At 58.6% G+C, this 18,693-nt stretch carries 14 protein-coding genes; 9 read left to right on the plus strand and 5 right to left on the minus strand.

Annotated elements, in window-relative coordinates:
• Positions 1-25: 25 nt before the first annotated feature.
• Positions 26-364 (minus strand): hypothetical protein, encoded by a 339-nt coding sequence (locus tag IPM54_27130; GenBank protein ID MBK9263466.1) that lies wholly within the window; start codon positions 362-364, stop codon positions 26-28.
• A gap of 239 nt (positions 365-603) precedes the next feature.
• Here IPM54_27130 and IPM54_27135 point away from each other — a divergent pair, with 239 nt between their 5' ends.
• The 5 genes from IPM54_27135 (at position 604) to IPM54_27155 (ending at position 6,957) form a co-directional block, all read left to right on the plus strand.
• Positions 604-1,104, plus strand: a complete 501-nt coding sequence (locus IPM54_27135; GenBank protein MBK9263467.1) for a peptidylprolyl isomerase — start codon at positions 604-606, stop codon at positions 1,102-1,104.
• A gap of 92 nt (positions 1,105-1,196) precedes the next feature.
• Positions 1,197-2,642 (plus strand): MBOAT family protein, encoded by a 1,446-nt coding sequence (locus tag IPM54_27140; GenBank protein MBK9263468.1) that lies wholly within the window; start codon positions 1,197-1,199, stop codon positions 2,640-2,642.
• A gap of 8 nt (positions 2,643-2,650) precedes the next feature.
• Complete coding sequence (locus tag IPM54_27145; GenBank protein MBK9263469.1) at positions 2,651-3,784, plus strand: hypothetical protein; 1,134 nt, start codon at positions 2,651-2,653, stop codon at positions 3,782-3,784.
• 180 nt (positions 3,785-3,964) lie between these two features.
• Positions 3,965-5,728, plus strand: a complete 1,764-nt coding sequence (locus IPM54_27150) for a hypothetical protein (protein MBK9263470.1) — start codon at positions 3,965-3,967, stop codon at positions 5,726-5,728.
• Positions 5,729-5,766: 38 nt separating this feature from the next.
• Positions 5,767-6,957 (plus strand): hypothetical protein, encoded by a 1,191-nt coding sequence (locus tag IPM54_27155; GenBank protein MBK9263471.1) that lies wholly within the window; start codon positions 5,767-5,769, stop codon positions 6,955-6,957.
• 10 nt (positions 6,958-6,967) lie between these two features.
• On the opposite strand, the gene IPM54_27160 is transcribed toward IPM54_27155, so the two are convergent.
• On the minus strand, positions 6,968-7,816 hold the full coding sequence (locus IPM54_27160) for a hypothetical protein (protein MBK9263472.1): 849 nt from the start codon (positions 7,814-7,816) through the stop codon (positions 6,968-6,970).
• A 116-nt stretch (positions 7,817-7,932) separates the two neighbouring features.
• Here IPM54_27160 and IPM54_27165 point away from each other — a divergent pair, with 116 nt between their 5' ends.
• The 3 genes from IPM54_27165 to IPM54_27175 all read left to right on the plus strand — a co-directional run bounded on the left by IPM54_27165 (position 7,933) and on the right by IPM54_27175 (position 11,262).
• A complete protein-coding gene (locus tag IPM54_27165) occupies positions 7,933-8,760 on the plus strand; it encodes a hypothetical protein (protein MBK9263473.1) in 828 nt (275 codons plus the stop codon).
• Between the two features lie 213 nt (positions 8,761-8,973).
• Positions 8,974-9,969: an NAD-dependent epimerase/dehydratase family protein gene (locus IPM54_27170; protein MBK9263474.1), complete on the plus strand. Its 996-nt coding sequence runs from the start codon at positions 8,974-8,976 to the stop codon at positions 9,967-9,969.
• A 30-nt stretch (positions 9,970-9,999) separates the two neighbouring features.
• Complete coding sequence (locus IPM54_27175) at positions 10,000-11,262, plus strand: glycosyltransferase family 4 protein (GenBank protein ID MBK9263475.1); 1,263 nt, start codon at positions 10,000-10,002, stop codon at positions 11,260-11,262.
• Here IPM54_27175 and IPM54_27180 read toward each other — a convergent pair.
• The 3 genes from IPM54_27180 to IPM54_27190 all read right to left on the minus strand — a co-directional run bounded on the left by IPM54_27180 (position 11,225) and on the right by IPM54_27190 (position 16,163).
• Positions 11,225-12,223, minus strand: a complete 999-nt coding sequence (locus IPM54_27180) for a hypothetical protein (protein ID MBK9263476.1) — start codon at positions 12,221-12,223, stop codon at positions 11,225-11,227. The two genes, IPM54_27175 and IPM54_27180, sit on opposite strands and share 38 nt — an antisense overlap.
• 17 nt (positions 12,224-12,240) lie before the next feature.
• A complete protein-coding gene (locus IPM54_27185) occupies positions 12,241-12,987 on the minus strand; it encodes a hypothetical protein (GenBank protein MBK9263477.1) in 747 nt (248 codons plus the stop codon).
• A 299-nt stretch (positions 12,988-13,286) separates the two neighbouring features.
• Entirely contained in the window at positions 13,287-16,163 is a 2,877-nt protein-coding gene (locus tag IPM54_27190) for a caspase family protein (protein MBK9263478.1), read from the minus strand.
• Positions 16,164-16,210: 47 nt separating this feature from the next.
• Here IPM54_27190 and IPM54_27195 point away from each other — a divergent pair, with 47 nt between their 5' ends.
• Positions 16,211-18,625 (plus strand): hypothetical protein, encoded by a 2,415-nt coding sequence (locus tag IPM54_27195; GenBank protein MBK9263479.1) that lies wholly within the window; start codon positions 16,211-16,213, stop codon positions 18,623-18,625.
• Positions 18,626-18,693 lie beyond the last annotated feature (68 nt).

Raw genomic sequence — 18,693 nt, forward strand, 5'->3', positions numbered from 1 at the left:
ATGCACCCATTACGCAATCCATCATTCACGGAGCCGGAGCCGGATCGTTCGGATCTGGCTCAGTGGATTCCCACACGGGTTGGCATCTGCACCCAATCACCTCGCCCTCCTCGTCGATCACGTCCGCCGCTTCCGTATCTTCCTTTTCTCCCACGAAGTCAGGACCGTAGTAACGGCAATCGCCATGCATGCTATGCGGCGACGTCCTCCAAGCACTTGCTGAAATCAGGATGTAATGCCCCACATCGCGGTCCGACGGGAGATGACAAATGGTGTACTTGTCGCCGGGACCCGCCATTGCCAGTGCCGCCCCTCCGGCAATGAATGCACCTGCAACGAAAAGTACCGCCCCCAGTTTTTTCATACAAAAACTCCAACGTGTCGCTGGTTTCTTCACCGCTCCCCGCGCTACCGCTTTGCGCCGCGTCGGAGCCATTGCCACTTTCCCACGAGTCTCGTTGTTTGCAAGAATACATTGAAAAATTATGGGTGGTTGTCGCGGACGAAATGGTCGCGAGGGTGTGAGCAGCGCCGCTAATTTTTTTTCTTGGAGGCATGCATGTCGTTGCGCCGACGGGCCGAAGCTGTGGTAAGGGGAGCTTCATGGCAAACCCGACAGTATTCTTCGACATCGACATCAATGGCCAGCCTGCTGGTCGCATCACGTTCGAGCTCTTCGCGGACGTCACGCCCAAGACGGCCGACAATTTCCGCGCGCTCTGCACGGGCGAAAAAGGCTTCGGATACAAGGGCTCGGTGTTTCATCGCGTCATTCCGAAGTTCATGCTCCAGGGCGGCGACTTCACCAACGGCAACGGCACGGGCGGCAAGTCGATCTACGGCAGCAAGTTCGCCGACGAAAACTTCGAAAAGAAGCACGATCGCCCGGGTCTTCTGTCGATGGCCAACGCGGGTCCGAACACCAACGGGTCGCAGTTCTTCATCACGACGGTCGTCACGAACTGGCTCGACGGTAAGCACGTCGTGTTTGGCCAAGTGACGTCTGGCATGGATGTCGTGAAAAAGATCGAGTCGCTCGGTTCGAGCGATGGCAAAACGTCCGCGAAGGTCTCGATCGCCGACTGCGGTCAGCTTCCGAGCTGACGTCCTGACCTCGTAACGAGCGCCGAGCTTCAGCGCCGGCACTGACGATTTTTTCGCCCCAAACAACTGCGCTTGCGGTATAAGGCCGCGGCGTGGTCTTCTCGTCCGTCGTCTTCGTCTTCTACTTCCTACCTGTGCTGCTGACCGTTTACCTCATGGTGGCGGGAAAGTGGCGTAATACGCTTGGAAACATATGGTTGCTCATCGCGAGCCTCGTGTTTTACGCTTGGGGGGAAGCAACGTATTTGGATTTGCTCTTGGGCACGGTGGCGCTCAACTATGTCGCCGGGCTCATCTTGGTTCGTTACGAGGGTAAGCCGCGTCGAGCGGTACTGGCGGTGGGCATCGCCGCCAATTTGTTGCTTCTTGGATATTTCAAGTATGCCGGGTTTTCGGCGGGAGTCGTTTCGTCGATTGTCGTGGCGATGGGCGGCAAACCGCTGGCCTTCGAGGCTCCGCGATTGCCGCTCGGCATATCGTTCTTCATTTTTCAATCGATGTCGTACCTGCTCGACGTGCACCGCAAAGAAGCTGCCGTCGAACGAAATCCGCTCTATTTAACGCTTTACGTCACGCTCTTTTCGCAGCTCGTGGCGGGCCCTATCTTGCGATTCGCCGATGTTGCGGATCAGATTCGCAGCCGCACGCATCGCCTGAGTGAAATCGCGCGCGGAGCGTCTGAATTCATCATCGGTTTGGCACAAAAGGCGCTCGTGGCGAATACCATGGCGGCTGCTGCGGATGCAGTATTTGCCGAGCAACCGCAGCATTTGTCGGCTGCGGCTGCTTGGTTTGGGATCATCGCATACGCTTTGCAGATCTACTTCGACTTTTCGGGTTATTCGCACATGGCCATTGGTCTTGGGCGGATCTGCGGGTTTTCATTCGTCGACAATTTCAACTTTCCATACGCGTCCCAATCGGTCACGGAATTCTGGCGACGCTGGCACATGACGCTTTCCACGTGGTTCCGCGATTATCTTTACATCCCCCTTGGCGGCAACAGGCTTGGCACGCGGCGCACGGCATTCAACCTCTTTGCCGTGTTTTTCTTGTGCGGCCTCTGGCATGGTGCGGCGTGGCAATTCATCGTGTGGGGATTGTTTCACGGGGCGCTCTTGTCGATCGAGCGTATGGGGTGGGGCAAGCGGCTCGAGCGGTTGCCGCGTTTTTTACGTCATTCGTATACGCTCATGGCGGTGCTGATTGGGTGGGTATTTTTCCGCGCCGATACGCTCTCGTATGCAACTCGATTCTTGGGCACGATGTTCGGTGTCTCGATGTCGGGTGCGTATGTGCATGATTTTGCACGATTTGCGCGTGCCGACGTCGTGCTCGTGGGCATCGTCGCGTGTCTTGCTTCGAGCCCCTTTATGATGACGTCGGTCGAATCCTTCCGAAAAAAGCTCGAATCGGCATCCGAGCGACCGCTGTGGTTCGATCCCGTGCGGGCGCTGGTTGTCATTCCGCTCTTGGCGTTTTCGCTCATTTCGATCTCGTCCGGTAGTCTCAACCCCTTCATTTACTTCCGATTTTGAGGCGACCGATGGATCGAGCCAAATCGAAATCGCTCTTCGTCGCTTTGCAGCACGTCGCGATGCTGGTGGTGTGTTACGTGATGCTTGCGTGGCCGGGTCTCACGACCGACGAAAAAGCGGCCGAAGCAGTGCGGAACGTCGAGCGGCGTAGTGCAGCGCAGAAGCCCGCATGGCCGCAGAATGTCACGCAGTGGCTCGAGTATCCGGCAAAGCTCGAGGCTTACTTGAAGGATCACCATGGATTCCGCACGAAGGCCATTCGGTGGAATAGTTTGGCACGGCTACGCTTGGGCGAATCCAGCTCGGATCGCGTCGTCATTGGGCGCAGCGGATTTTTGTATTACGATGGCGACAAAAAGTTTTTGGATTTGGAACGCGCCATTCCGCTCGATACCAAAGTTCGTGACGCGAGGCTGCGAGTTTGGATGGCTTGGGCAAAATGGATGGACAGTCGTGGCGCAAAATTCCTGATTGCACCGATTCCGACGAAGGGAATCATATATCCCGAGCATCTGCCGTCGTCGGTGTCGCGGTATTTGCCTACGGATCGCAATGAAGTTTTTTTCACGGCGCTTGGCAGCATGGGGCTCAGCGTTGCGAACGTTCGCGCGGGCATTCGAGAAATCGCGGCGACAGAAAAACACTTACTCTATTATAAAACCGATTCGCATTACAACAACCTCGGGGCCTATTACACGTATCGCGAGATCATGAAGAGCGTTGCGGCGTTTTGGCCCGACGCGGATGCCAATACGGTCAAAAACGTGAAGGTCGTTCCTGGTGGAAAAAGGACCACGGATTTGGCCAACTTGCTTTATCTGGCAAAGGATTTCGAGGAAAACGACGTGCAGGCGCTCGTGGCCGAGCCGGTCAAGCTGGAGACGTGGGACAGCAAAGGGCCCGACGGTCGAGGTTATCGGCACTGTCGCACCGCGGAGCGAAAGGGACCGCGGCTGCTCATTTTTCACGACTCGTTTGGTTGGGACCTACGCCGCTTCTTTTGCCAATCGTTTCCGGAGGTGCTGATGGTGCATCACGATTTCAAGGGTCCCTACAAGGCTCCGGTCGAATCGTTCAAACCGGATCTGGTGATATTCGAGCTTGCCGAATATGGGTTTCTCGGTGAATTTGCGATGCCGTGAAGCAAGATACCGGGTCGCACACCGAGTGCTCGCATCGCCGGTGCTCGATTCGAAGCCCTGAATCAAAGTGACTTCGACGTGTCTTGGGGCTTGAAACCGCAAGCAAGATAGGCTTTACTCGACACGATCGGCGTCTTCCGCACCGACCGCTTGTTTTTCCTTCTCCAGGAGCGAGTTTTCATGACGAGACGATACCTGCACTCCGGAACGTATACCCTTGGTCTTGTTGCATCGATATCGGTTGCAACGGCATTATCGGGAGCGTCGTGCTCCGATCCGGTCAATCCATCGACGACCAGCTCCAGCAGCTCTTCGTCCAGCTCGAGCGGCATGGGCGGCGAGGGTGGAGCAGGTGGATCGACCAGTTCGACAGGCGGCAATGCTGGCACGGGCGGCGACGGTGGAACGTTCAATCCGGGTCCCTTCGGCGACTTTCCCAAGGATCCCGTCTTCCTGGATGGGCTCACTTCGGACGTGGCGGATGTGTTCAACAACGCGGGTCCTGCAACGGGGGCAAGCGTTTGCATTTCGGAGCCCGCTTCGGATGCGATGGTTCCGCGCAATTGGACGCCCCTGTTCATCGAATTCAGCCCCAAGATTGGTCAAAACCTATACGAGATCACGCTCGAGGTCGACAATCAGGTCAATCCGCTCGTCGTGTACACGACGAAATACAACTACACCATGCCGACGCCAATGTGGAAGGGGCTTGCGAACAACAGCGGCGGACACGACGTGAAAATCACGATTCGCACGGTGAAGTATGAAAACGGCGTCATTACCGAAGGGCCGTATGCTTCCGACCCAACGATTCTGCACATCGCACCCATTGCGGCGCCGGGATCGGTCGTGTATTCGGCGTTCTCACCACCAAACATTACGACGTTTCGTGGCTTTACCGTCGGAGACTCCGAGACGAAAGTCGTGCTCACCGCAGAATCCGCGGGAATCAACGCGGGCGGCAAACAGACGGGGTGTTTTTCGTGTCACTCTTCGTCACCTGATGGCAAGATCATCTTCTACAGCAGTGACGATGTTCCTGGGTCTTACCGGAGTGTCGACGCGCGTTTGGTCACGGGTGGCAAACCTGGTCCGGAATTGATTTCCGACCCTGCATTTACGCTCCTCGGGCGACACCGCCAAATGAACCCCATCGTGTCGCCGGCGCACTATTCGGCAAACGATGCCGTACTCATTACGACCTACGTCGTCGATCCGAGCATCAAGTACGAGCTCATTTGGACCGACTTGCACGCCGCAGACATGAATGGCTGGGGCGTCATCGCTCGCAATGGTGATCCTCGCAATCCGTCGTCGGCGACGTGGCGTTACGACGGAACGGAAATCGCCTATGTTTCGTCGGCGGGCGGGCAGCAAGGGGTCATCGCTCAAACGACGGGGCCGGATCCCACAATGGACATCTACACGGTTCCGTACAACAATCGCATGGGTGGCGATGCCAAACCATTGCCGGGCGCGAGTGATCCGCAAAAGCGCGAGTTTTACCCGATGTATTCTCCGGACGACACGTTCCTTGCGTTCAACCGGAGCGATGCGGCGACCTCGTCGTACGACACGCCGTCCGCGGAAATCTTCCTCGTGCCGAGTGAAGGTGGAGTACCCACGCGCTTGAAGGCGAACGATCCACAGGAGTGCACGGGCTTGAAGAGCCCAGGGTTGACCAATTCGTGGTCGCGTTGGGCGCCGCAAGCTCCCATGTTCGAAGGCCTGAAATACTACTGGCTCGTGTTTTCGTCCAAGCGTCGCGTTGCGGCCGGTCTTCGTCCGCAGCTCTATGTCTCGGCCATCGTGACCAAAGTGGAGAATGGCAAGGAAGTCATCCATGCCGAGCATCCGGCGGCTCTCGTCACCCCGCAAAATCCCATGGAGAGCAATCATGCGCCGTCGTGGGATTACGCCGTGGTGAACGAAATTCCGAAGTGATCACTTCATAGGCAGTCACTTCTGGGAAACCACATGCCATGACCTCTGCACCTGCCTCCGAACCCACCAGTACTCGATCGCTTTTTCAAGGCCCTCGATCTCGTCTCGATTTCGCGGCTCTTGGTGATCGTCGGTTCTTGGCCATGGTGCCGCTCTTGCTTTTCGCGCTTTCGCTGCCGCTCATTGCGCGGGTGCTCGAACCTACGTGGATCCACGCATCCGATCTCGCGAAAGTGCGCATGTTCGCGCGTTTCTGCGTGGACTTCGTTCTCCTCGGATGTTACCCAGCCATTTTGGTACTGGTACGGCTGGGTATCGCCGAATTGCGCAGTGGCGAGCATCGAATGCTGCTTGCCGTCTATCCGGCATTGACGACCACGTGGCAATGCCTCGTGGCCCTCGATGGCTTCATGCTCGTCGCCTGGCCCGCTCGGTTTTCCCTGCCCATCTTCGTCATGGACCTTGGATTGTCGGTCTTTTCGGCAGCCGCGCTTCCTCTCATTTTGCATCACAAAGCATGGTTTTACGGATTCGATCCCCAAAAACTCCTCGATGCACGCGCTTCGCTCGCGCAATCGCCCGTCGACGTTGCCATCGCGCCCATCGATACGCTTGATTATCGCGTTTTGCAGCTCCTCGCGCGCAGCGGAAGCGACGTTGCCAATGTGATGATCAACGACATTGGCGTCGGTCATCGCGATCTCATGTTGCGCCTCGGCAAACTCACGGCGCTCGGTTACGTGGAAGTCGTCAGCGAAATGCACGGATCGCAAGTCGTTTTGACCACGCGCGCAACCGATACGCTGGCGCTACCGATATCGCTTTTCGTGTGGAACACCGAGGACAAGGAGATACTTGCCGAGCTTGCGGCGGCGCGTTTGTCGCTCGAAGCGCGTGAGCCGCAAAAGGTGGTCGTTGCATGCGCGCGCCTGTGCGAGACCATGTTGAAGAAGTTGATCTCCAAGGTAGAGCCGAAAGTGACGCACGTAGGCGGCAAAGAGCTCGTCAAAGCAACGCTCGGCGAGCTCGTGCAAGCAGCCAGGCAACACAAATTGATTGGCCGTTTCGAAGATAGTTTGTTCTCGGCCATCAACGAGAGGCGCAAAAAGATTCACGCGCGGGAAGGCGAGGCGCCCATCGACGACAACGATGCGTTTGCGCTTTACACGCTGACGGAGATGGTTGCCCGCGAAGTGCTTCGAGGCACGCGCGGCGAAAGCGAGAATTGACGGCTGATCGTCAATAGATGAATTCGTCGTTGCCTTCGGTGACCGTGAGCCACAGAATCGTATCTGCCCGAACGGACGCATCGAGCGTCGCATAGGCTGCTTCCATCGCGTCCGCGTGCGCCTGCGTATACGCCAGTACGTGCAGGATTTGCTTCGGCCACGCGTCCTCCGGCGCCACGTTCGTGGTGCTCGATTGAATGTCCAACAGCTTCTTCGATAACAAGTCGTACGCTTGCTGTTCGGTATATGGATCTTCCGGCGGGAATGCATAGGCACGCGTGACGCTCACGCCAACCTTGAACATGTCGATGGATACGAGCAAATCGGTCTTCTTGCCCATCGGATCCGTATACATGATCTCCGATTCGGTCTTCAGCAGATCCGCAAGCTCGCATCGGTAAAGCACTTCATACGACATGATTTCGCTTTCGAGCGAGCTGCCGCCGAGGTTGCCGATATCGTAAATGATTTTCCCGCCAGGAGAAAGTTTTTCCCGGTCGTACACGTCCATGGCGAAATCGATGGTATCGCGGAAAACGACGGGATCGGGCGATTCGATTTGCATCGCGTCGACGACGCCGCACGCTCCCGTTATCGTCCCGAATCCAGGCAATGGCACCATCGCGGATCCGCCACTGCCGCCCGCACCACCGCCGCCGCCACTACCGGCGACTCCGCCGCTGCCGCCAGCTCCGCCATTGCCTGCCGCGCCGCCATCGCCTCCCATACCGCCGCTACCCGAGCTGCTGCTCGCGCTGGACGAACTGCCAGCGGGCTGCGGCGTTTCGCCAGTGCAAGCGGAGGAGACGAGCGCCGTCGAAAGGAGCAAAACGTGAAGGAAGTGCGAATGTTTCGGCATGATGGGCGAGGTTACCGAATGCCTCGAGAATCAATCAAGCAAATTGCACGAAGACTTTTCCTTTTACGACTGCTCGCGTGTCAAAGCTTCCCGGACATCCATCCGGAGGAGGCCTCATGAAACGTCGTGTTTTTGCTCTTGCGCTCATCATTCCCGCCATGATCGGAACGGAAGCCTGTAAACCCGCCGACGAGATGACGACGGCCGAAGCGATGCAAGCCGTCCAAGAGGCGAGCATTTCGGGCGATGCGGAAAATGTCACGAATGGCAGCATCGAAATCACGACCGACTTCACGATTGGTCAAGCCGCCGAAAATGCCGCGCAAGAGATTCGCTCATTCATCGAGACGCAGCTTCCTTGTGCCGCCATTACCCTTTCCGGCGCGACGCTCTCCGTCGAATACGGCGCAAAGGCTGGAACCTGTACGTACAAAGGCAATACGTATAGCGGCAAACACGAAATCACCGTCGCGAAGAACGACATGAGCGACGTCGTCGTCAATCATACGTGGACGAAATTGTCGAATGGGCGCGTGGAAGTCACGGGCAGCGCGGAAGTCACGTGGAGCGCCGCGAACAAGACGCGCCACGTCGTACACGAGCTCGAATGGACGCGTTTGTCGGATGGCAAGACGGGAACGGGCTCGGGCGATCGCACGCAAAAGCCGCTCGAAGGGGGCCTCGTCGAAGGTTTCCAAGTCGATGGATCTCGCACGTGGCAAAGCGCAAATGGGGAATGGGACTTATCGATTGAAGGCGTGCAATTCCGCTGGATCGACCCGATTCCGCAAGCCGGAACGTATTCGCTCGTATCGCCCAAGGATCAATCGATCACGATGACCTTCTCGCGCATCGACGAAGACACGATCAACGTGACCTTGAAGAGCGGCGAAAAGACGTATTCGTTCGACGTGTCGAAGACCGGCGCCGTGAAGCAATCTTGATACTTGGAATAGGGCGTGGCCCGATGTTTCTGGCGCTTGCGGGGGGGCCCCACTGTTCGAGCCCGCGAAGCGGGCGAGTTTGGGGTCCCGCAAGTGCCAGAAACATCGGGCCGCGCCCGGGGTTTCACTTCAAGAACACACGCTTCGCCCTTGACGGATCTTTCGCGTCAGTCATACTCGCGGCCTCTTACCAAGGGGTCACGCGAGTACGCCATGGATCAACGAAACAGCGCAGTGGTTTGTGGGGGCGGAGGGTTCATCGGCGGGCACCTCGTGGAGGACCTGTTTCGCCGCGGCTACAAGCATGTCCGGTGCGTGGACATCAAGCCGACGGAAGACTGGTACCAAGTTCACCCGAACGCGGAAAACGTCGTCGCCGACCTGAATTTGCGCGACGCAGCGTTTGCCGCGACCAAAGGAATGGACGTCGTCTTCAACCTGGCCTGCAACATGGGCGGGATGGGGTTCATCGAGCTGAACAAGGGACTTTGCATGATCAGCGTGCTGATCAATACGCACTTGCTCCTCGGGGCTCGCGAACACGGCGTCAAGCGATTCTTTTACGCTTCGAGCGCGTGCGTGTACAATGCCGACAAACAACGCGAAAAGAAAATCGAAACGTTCTTGCGCGAAGAAGATGCCTATCCGGCCATGCCCGAGGACGGATACGGCTGGGAAAAACTTTTCAGCGAACGCATGTGCCGGCATTTCCGCGAAGACTTCGGCGTTTCTACGCGCGTAGCTCGGTTTCACAACGTCTACGGTCCTTTCGGGACGTGGGACGGCGGGCGCGAAAAAGCCCCAGCCGCCATTTGTCGCAAGGTCATTGCTGCGAAAATGTCCGGTAAGCACGAAATCGAAATCTGGGGCGACGGCAACCAGACGCGGTCGTTCATGTACATCAGCGATTGCTTGAAAGGCATCGACTTGATTACGAGCAGCGAAACGTGGCACGACCCCATCAACCTCGGATCGGCCGAAGGCGTGACCATCAACCAGCTCGTCGACATCGTCGAAGACATCGCCGGCATCAAACTGAAGCGCAACTACAACCTAAACGCCCCCAAAGGCGTCAACGGGCGAAACAGCGACAACACGCTCATTCAAAAAGTCTTCGGCTGGGAACCCAGCACCAAACTGCGCGACGGCCTCGAAGTGACCTACCGCTGGATCTACGACCAAATGGCCACGCAGCAAAAGTCCAAATAAATTGGCGACACGAAGCAACCAATCGCCCTCGTGAAAACACTTCTGATCCTTTCTCAAACGTTCGTCCCTGACCCGGCGAGCGTCGGACAACACATCGGCGACGTTGCCATCGAAATGGTCCGGCGCGGCTATCGCGTCATCGTGTACACGTCTGCGCGCGGGTACGACGATCCGTCGATCGTATATCCAAAGTACGAAAACCTGCACGGGGTCGAGGTGCATCGCCTCGACTTCGCCTCGTTTGGCAAAAAGTCCATCGCCTCGCGCGTCCTCGGTACCGCGTCGTTCATGCTGCAAAGCCTGTTCGTATCGCTTTCGACGCGGGACCTTGGCGGCATTTTCTTCAGCACGTCCCCGCCGCTCATTGGCACGGCCGCCGTCGTGGCGCATTGGGCGCGGCGCATTCCCATTGCGTACTGGGCCATGGATTTGAACCCGGATCAGCTCATTGCAATGGGAAAGCTCGGCCCGAATGATCTCGTCACGCGCGTGCTCGAGTTTGCGAACAAAATCATCCTCGACGAATCCTCCCTCATCGTGGCGCTCGACAGATTCATGGGCGACCGCTTGCGTGCTCGGGCAGACGTCAAGTCGAAAATGCAAATCATGCCCCCGTGGCCGCACGAAGAGCACCTCGAACCGCTAGCTCACGACCAAAACCCGTTCCGCCCCGCCCATGGCCTCGATGGCAAGTTCGTCGTGATGTATTCGGGTAATCATAGCCCGGCGAATCCTCTCCGCACGCTGCTCGATGCAACGCTTGCCTTCAAAGACGATCCGGGCATCGAGTTTCTGTTCATTGGTGGGGGCCTTGGAAAGAAAGAAGTCGAAGAGCACATTCGGACGCATGGATTGACGAATGTCGTCTCGCTGCCTTACCAGCCGATGAACCAGCTTCGCTATTCGCTTTCAGCGGCGGATGTGCATGTCGTATCGCTGGGCGACGATATGGTGGGCATCGTGCATCCGTGCAAAATCTACGGAGCCATGGCCGTGGGCCGGCCCATTCTGTATTTCGGCCCCAAACCTTCCCACGTGTCGGACTTGCTCGATGAGCACGACATTGGCGTGCACGTATCGCACGGAGACGTCGAGGCTGCCATTTCAGCCATTCGGCACTTGCGCGTGCTTTCGCAGGAAAAGCGCGAAACGATGGGCCGAGCGGCGCAGCGAGTCATGTCGGAGCGGCTGAGCCAAAAGATCCTGTGCACGAGGTTCTGCGATTACCTCGAACAGGCGCTCGAAGGGCGCGACGTCAATTTACCTTCAAGTATCGCCTTCGAAACGCACTGACGGCCTTTTCCAAAAGCACCGACAGCGGCAAGAGGATCATCCAGAGCACCACGATGTTCAGCGGGAACACGATTTCTTGCAGCAATGCGAGCGGCACGAGACGTTCGTGGACGAAATATAGCTCCAGCGTCGATGCTCCAATGAGCATCACGAGTGTGGCCAGCCTCGGAACCCGCTTCAGTATCGCAGCGAGCTCGTACGAACATGCAATCTGCAGTAGAAAATAAAAAATTGCCGCCAAGAGCACGAAAAGGAGCGGGTACAGCATTGCCGGCAGCGTACCTCGCTGGATGAAGAGTCGCGCTGCGACGTACAGCGCAAACAAGAAGCTCACCGCGACGGTATCCCATCCGAAACGATATTTTCGCTCGGGCCCGATGTCTGCCGCCAAATAAGCACCGAACAACATCATTTGAAAGTAGATGAGCCCCGCGAAGAGCCAATTGAGCGACATCCGCTGCATCATATGCATTTCGGGCGCGAGGTAGACCCATAGCCCCAGCACGGGCACCATCACGCCGAAGAGCGTTTTCCGAATCACCTCGGTGCGCTGCGGGCGCAAGACGAAATAAAGCAGCGCGTAATCGAGCATCAGCGGGCCGATGAACGTGTTGTCCGTCGGCCATAAAAAGATTTTCACCGCATCGAGCGGCCCCATCGTCGCGAAATCATTGTGGACGAAGGCGAACGTGAGGCGCATCAGCCAAAACGTCGGATAAATGCGGGCAAAACGTCGCCAGTAATAATCCTTGAACGAGCGCATGTCGCGCTTGGCGGAGAGCCCGAGGCCCAAGCCCGCAATGAAAAAGAATAGGCCGTACCCGAACAGCCCATCGCCTGCGAGAAAAGAAAGCGGGTAATACGCTTCGAGGTGCGAGTTGACGATCAGAATGGCCGCGATGGCCAGGAGCACTCGCGTATTGACGGCAGCGGGAGCTGCACTCGATTTGGCTTCGCCCATGTCGAGATTCGTTTGCGTCAACCTTCGGCGCCCGAGTCGTCGTCCTCGTTTTCGGCGCGGCGTTCCGTTTCTTGTTCAGCGAGGCGCACTTGGTGCAAAATGGCAGATGCGACGTCTTCGCGCACGCCTTCCAATTCGAGCGTCGATTCCACGTGTCTGACGACGCGAATCCACGTATTGCGCGCCTTGAGTGCTTCGCCCGCGGATCCCGTCGCGGCGGATGCCTCGAGGCGATCTTTTTGGTGTTCGAGCGTTCCGAGCTCGCGACCGGCAGCAAACCAAGCTTCCACGACGGTCCACACCGAACCGCGGGGAATGGTGAGTTTTTTCAAAAGTCCCTTGGTGGCGGGAGAAACGCGCTTTGCAGCAATCTCCACATTGCCTGCTTCTTCGAGATAACTGTCTTTGGTGGCGCTCAAGCCCTTGGGGAGAAGCTCGTCGCGTGCGGCAAGGAGCGCGGCGACTTCGTTCGGATCGTCGCTGGCTTCGGCGAAACCATTGAGCAGGTGAAAAACGGCGCGGATTTTTCGGTCGTGACGGCGGTCGATTCGCCCTTGTTTTTCAGAAATGGTGGCGATTTCGCGGGCGGCTGGGTCATCCTTCTTGTGGGTAGTAAGGATACCATCATGAGCGCTTTGGATGAGGTCGAGCAGGCCTTTGCCCGACGAAAGCGCCTCGAACTTGGGGCGATCGCGCGCGGGATCGAGCCAAGCTTCGGTGATGCTGACCATACGCGCCGCGGAGACTTCTTTCAGGCTGCCCATCGATGTGGCTCCTTCGAGCAAGAATGGGCGTGGATCTCACGTCGGCGAGCGGGTGTCAAGGTGGATGACCATGCGGACGGCCCGATGGGGCGGCATTTGCGTGTGGCGCTACGTAGAAAAGGCTCGTCGAGGAGGCTGCGCTACGTACGGCTACGTGCGAGAGGCACGTCGAGGAGGGGTTTGCATGTACGAGTGCGTCGCGAGGGCACGTCGAGGAGGCTGCGCTATGTACGAGTGCGTTGCGGGGGCACGTTGGGGAGGGTGCGCTACGTACGGCTGGATGTGGTGCTCGTCGACTGTCACCTCGGCGCGGGCATCAAGGCAAAATCGCCAAACAATTCGCGGCGCGTCACCCACGGCGTCTGCTTACCGTCCGTCGCTTCCGTGACACGTCGAGCTACATCGTCCAGAATCTCCGATAGTTGCAACGTTCGATCGCCATTGCGATCCGTCGACGGCGCGCGCAAACTTTCGAGCAATGCTCCCGTGAACATGCCGTGTCCGCCTGCAATAGCGGGTTTCGCATCCGTGGGGGAGGGCGGCGTTCCTTCGAGATCGAAGGCTCCTCGCGAGCCAGCCATTTCGTAGCTCAATTGCCGCCCTTTGGATGCCGCGAACACGAGCACGCCCGCACGTTCTGCGCGAGCAAGCGCCGAAGCGAGCGATGCATTGGGCACGACGGCTTCTCGGGAAAAATGCCCCGAATGGCACGCGTCGAGAAATACGACGACTCGGCCGCGTGCTTTCGCGAGTCTATCACCCACGGCTGTCCATCCAATGGCCGTCGAAAGCACTTCCGCTTTTTTGGGACCCGTTTGTCCCGTGAGAAACATCATGTCGGCATCTTCGGCCGGTTTTGCTCCGTGCCCCGCAAATGAAACGATGGCCAAGTCGTTCGCCGACATTTTTTCGAGCGATTGCAGGGCTCCAAGCACGCTCTTCGCCGTCACTTCTTCGTCTCGGAGCAGCGTCACGTGCGCATTGCCAAATGGTTTGTCAGGACCGGCAAGCTGCGAAAACGTGGAGCTGATGGCCTCGGCATCGTCATCGGCGACATCGAGCTGCGCGTCGGGCGGGAATTTTGGGTATTTGCTGACGCCCACCGCGACGACCCAGACGTCCGGCCGCGCCGCTTTGGGAGGTTCGGCGATGATGTCGAGCCACGCGGGGTTCGACGCATAGCCGCGTTCGTCGAAAGCAACGATTCCCACGCGGTTGACGCCAGTCACGAGCGGCACGGCGAGCTCGAGGGCTTTTGCGTCGCCACAAACGGGTTTCGTATCGACGAGGCGCCCTTCGGCGTACGCTCGAATGGTGCGCGCGGAGGCGGCGTCTTCGAGCGATACCGATACCCGTGCTTCATTGGCTGCCACTGCATTCGTCGGAGCGGACGCAATCGTGAGGCGAGGGGGCCGCGAGACGAGCGTATCCACGTCGATCGATTCGCCCGCAAGACGACGGCGAACGATATGGGGAATGTGATAGCTCCGAAGGTATTGTTCCGCCGCAAAAAACTCGAGCGGTTTGTCGAAGACCCAGCCAATGCGCGATGCAACTTCGAGCGTACCTGCATATGCTCCGCGTGGGGTTGCTGCAAGCCATTCGTCGTCCTCGAAATCGTACAGCATGACGCGCATCGTGGCATTTTTGGCGTCCCAGATGCGCACGGCGCCATCGAGGCTGATGGTGGCCGCGATTTTGCCGCTCGGAGACAGTTCGATTTTGGAAATGGCGAGGCCGTCGCTCGTGCCGGAGTGTTCGATATGGCCATGACGAACCACGTGCAGCGCCCCGTCGACATCGCCCACGAGAAAGGCGTCATCGGATGCTGGGGCAACGGTGATGCCTCCTGGGACCACACTGCGCGCAGCTTCGGCGGCCGCGGAAAGTGGAGGTGATTCGGGTGCTTTCGGTTCGACGCGGCGATGCGAATTCATGCGAACTGGCATCGAGGGTGGGTCCGTGTGCGAATGGGTATCCGGTTTTTCTTGACGATCGACGAGGCGGCCATCGGAGAGGGTCCATTCATTGGTGAACCGATCCGTTTCGACGACCAGGCGGTCTTCTTCGGAAAAACGAATCGATTCGGCGCGGCGCACGGGATGCCCGAGCTCCCCGAGAGCGCGGCCCGAGGCGACGTCGAACAAGAGAATGCGGCCCGAATTCGTTCCGACGGCGATTTCTCGACCACTTGGCGCAAATGCGGCGGTCGATGCATAGGGAGTTTCGATGGACCACATTCGCGCGCGATCATGCGTGCGCCAAACGGTGATTTCGTGATCGCTTCGAGCGGCAATCCATGCGCCATCGAGGCTGAGGAGAGCTTCGCGGCGAATGGATTTGGACGCGTCATCGAGCGGCGTGACGGTGTCTTTGTCGACGAGCATGATGGGCGGCGCGTCTTTGCCGGACCTCGAGCCGTCTTTGCCGGAATCGATGAGCACGACGTCGCCTTTTTGCGAAATGCGAAGGGCGCGAATGAATCCGTCTAGTTCGGGCAACGGGACGCGTTTTTCTTCGTACGTGTCTTCCGCAGCGTTGCGACGAAAAATACGCAACGTATCGAAGGGTTCGCCGCATTCGGTGGTGGTGATGGCTGCGCCTCCGGGGGCAATGGCGAACCTGCGTGGATCGAACGTGCGGCAGGGCAGGGGAATGCTGCGGCGCTTGTTGCCGATCTTGTCGAATACTGCAATCGATTGCCCGCGATGCCCGACCCATCGCTCGTGCGATTGCAATCCGCGCCAGGGCATGACGGGTTGATGATCGCCGATGGTCGCGGTCGCTTCGCCGTGCGAAACATCGAGCAGCACGCCGTGTTCACGATAAAGCGGCGCTTGACGCTCGACGAGAAGCCGGGAATTGCCGTCCCAAGACAAACCCGTAATATCGCGCCGAACGAGGAAAATGCGGAGTGCATGACGTTGCTCGACGTCCCACACGCGGACGGCGGAATCGGCGCCGTAGGAGGCAAGGAAGCGGCCGTCATCCGAGTAGGCGAGGTTGTTGACGGCGGCCCAATGGCTCGTTTGGATGAATTGCTGTGGTGGATCGGATACGCGCGCGGCGCGCTTGGGTGGTGCGCACGAGGACTCGGGCACGGCGGGGCGCGAGCATGCGCTGCTGAGCGCGAAAAGCGCAAGGAACACGGGCAAGCGGCTGGCGATGCGGCGCATGGCGATTCGATCTACCACAAGTTCAGCGCACTTGATAAGATGTCTGCGTGCGAATACGTGCGATTGCGATCTTACCGTTCCTGATTGGTGCGAGTTGCGCGCCTGCACCTCGAGCGGCCAACGTAAACGACGCGAAGCAAGACACGGCACCACCGGCTGCCGCAAAGCAGCCCGCGGTCGTCACGGCACATCGTCCTGCGCGGGAAACCCAGGTGGATTGGCTTCCGGCATCACCCGTTGGAACGATGCACGCATGGTCGGCCAATGGTCGGTACTTGGCGCTGACCACGAGCAGCGGCCTGACAGTGCTCGATCTGGGCCGCCAAGCAAATGGGAGCGCGGCAAGCTCGCCTGAAACGACGCAGGAGCCATTCGAGCGCGCCATGACATTCTTGTTGCCCCAATCTACGCGCCGCTGGGGCGGACATGCTGCCTTTTCTCCGTCGAACGATATGTTCGTGTGGGCCATCGATGGCGTGCTGCAAGTGTATTCGACGGCCGATTGGCGTCTGCTTGGACAAACCTCCATGGGCGACCTAGGAAGTCTGGCGTTTCGTACGCCAAACGAAATCGTGATGCGTGCGGGAAACCGATTTTGCAAGACGTCCGTTCCCGAGCTCGGGCCGCTGAGCTGCACGACGCTAAGGGCGCGGCGTTCTGCCGTACCAAGCGTGCAATCGGCTGGATCATGGGGGGATCCCGACTCGCAAATCATGTCGGTTTCCGAGGATCACCGCATCGCACAGTTGTGGGTCATGAGCATGTCCGGCGATCCGTATCAGGTTTGGAATACCGAACGCAATACGCTCATCACCGAAGTAGGCGAAAAAGAATGCGCCCGCGTGTCGAACGAGGTCGTCGCCATCAGCGATGGGAAAACCATTGCACTTGTCGATCCGACGACGGGCAAACGGCGATCGATCACGCGCGCGGTCGCGCAATGCCAATTCGAGCTATCCCCGGACGGTCGATTCATTGCGATCGTCGTACCGAAAAAAGGCGCAGAGATCATCGATACGCTATCGGGAAAGCTCGTTTCGCTCGTCGCCATGGACAACGTGAATTCAGTGCGATTCGACGGCGGAGGGAAACTGCTACGCGTTCAGGGTCGGTCGGGAGCGTGGCTTTCGCCATCCGCGGGCAAACCTTCAAAGGGCAAACGCGAAATCTTGTGGGACGTTGCAAACAAGCGAGAAATCAGCGTCGCCGGCTCCACGCAGGGGCTCGTTTCCCAAGATGGACGCATGCTTGCGCGGACGGGCGGTCGAGGATCGCTGGACATCATAGACATGGTTTCGGGGAAAGCTCGCGAATTGACGTCGCGGCCAGCCGTCCAAGCAGCCGCGATTCATCCGGATGGATCGGCCATCGCCATCGGCTCGGGGCAACACGTTTACTTCGTGTCGCTCAATGGGGGCAAGGTCGAGCAACTTCCGACGTCCGAGCCCATTTCGGGGCTTTCCCTGCGAGGACCGTGGCTTGCAGCAAGCGCGGGCAAGCGACTCTTTTTATGGCGCTGCGCAGCCGCGGGTGGTTGCCTTTTCCAAGCTCCCATCGACGTCGAAGCGGACATCGTCGATATGGCGTTTTCGCCGAATGCAGACGAGATCGCGGTGGCTGCGGGCAATCACGTGATTCGATTCCGAACGGAAGGCGGATCGCGCGTAGGGGCCGTCAATCTGGAAGCGAAAGCCATTGCATTGTCGAATGATGCACGACATGGTTTGTCGTCGAATGCGATACCTCGCGACGAAGAGCAAGGGTTTTTGATATTTCACCGTGCCGAGCTTCGCGTCTGGGACCTGGAGCAGGGCAAACCTGGCGCGCCGGTCAAGATTGCCGAACCGCTTCGCGCCGAGGTTCTGCCGGGAGGCGATGCGTTTCTTTCTGCACCTCCGACGGAGCATTGCGGTGCGGGAACTCCCTTTACGAACGTTCCAGCGCTCTTGAGGCGCAGGCCGCCTCCGTGGACGTGCGGATCGGACTTGGTTCGTTATGACGCACGGACGGGCCTGGACGTGCGGCGTTATTTCGATAATGGTCCGATTGCATTGTCGGGCGACGGAAAGTACGTGGCCGTCGGATCGGGCAGGCGAATGCTGGGGTACGACGTCGAAACGGGCGTGGAGCGGCCGGATTTGGACGGAGCGCTGGCGCCCATCGTCGATGCGGCCGCCACGCATGATGGCCGACGCGTCATTGCTGCAAGCGCCGATGGCTCGGTGCTGGTATGGGACGCCGAGCGAGGCAGCCTTTTGACAAAACTTCTGCCAAGCCGAGATTCAGCGCATCCGGGCGTGGTGGTGCTCGGCCCGGATGGGTCGTTCGAGTTTGTCGGCGGGGTGCGCGACGAACTGATTTGCCTCCAAGGGTCGCGGGTGATCGACTTCGAGCGGTGCGCGAAAGAATGGGGAACGTCGGATCTTTTGAAGGAATTCGGCAAGGTGCGCACGGAGCGCTGAATCAGGGCGCACCGACCATGGTGATGAAGAAGAAAAACCTCTCACGCATGGTCGGCACGGTAGCGAGT

Source organism: Polyangiaceae bacterium (genome assembly GCA_016715885.1).
Lineage (GTDB): Bacteria > Myxococcota_A > Polyangia > Polyangiales > Polyangiaceae > Polyangium.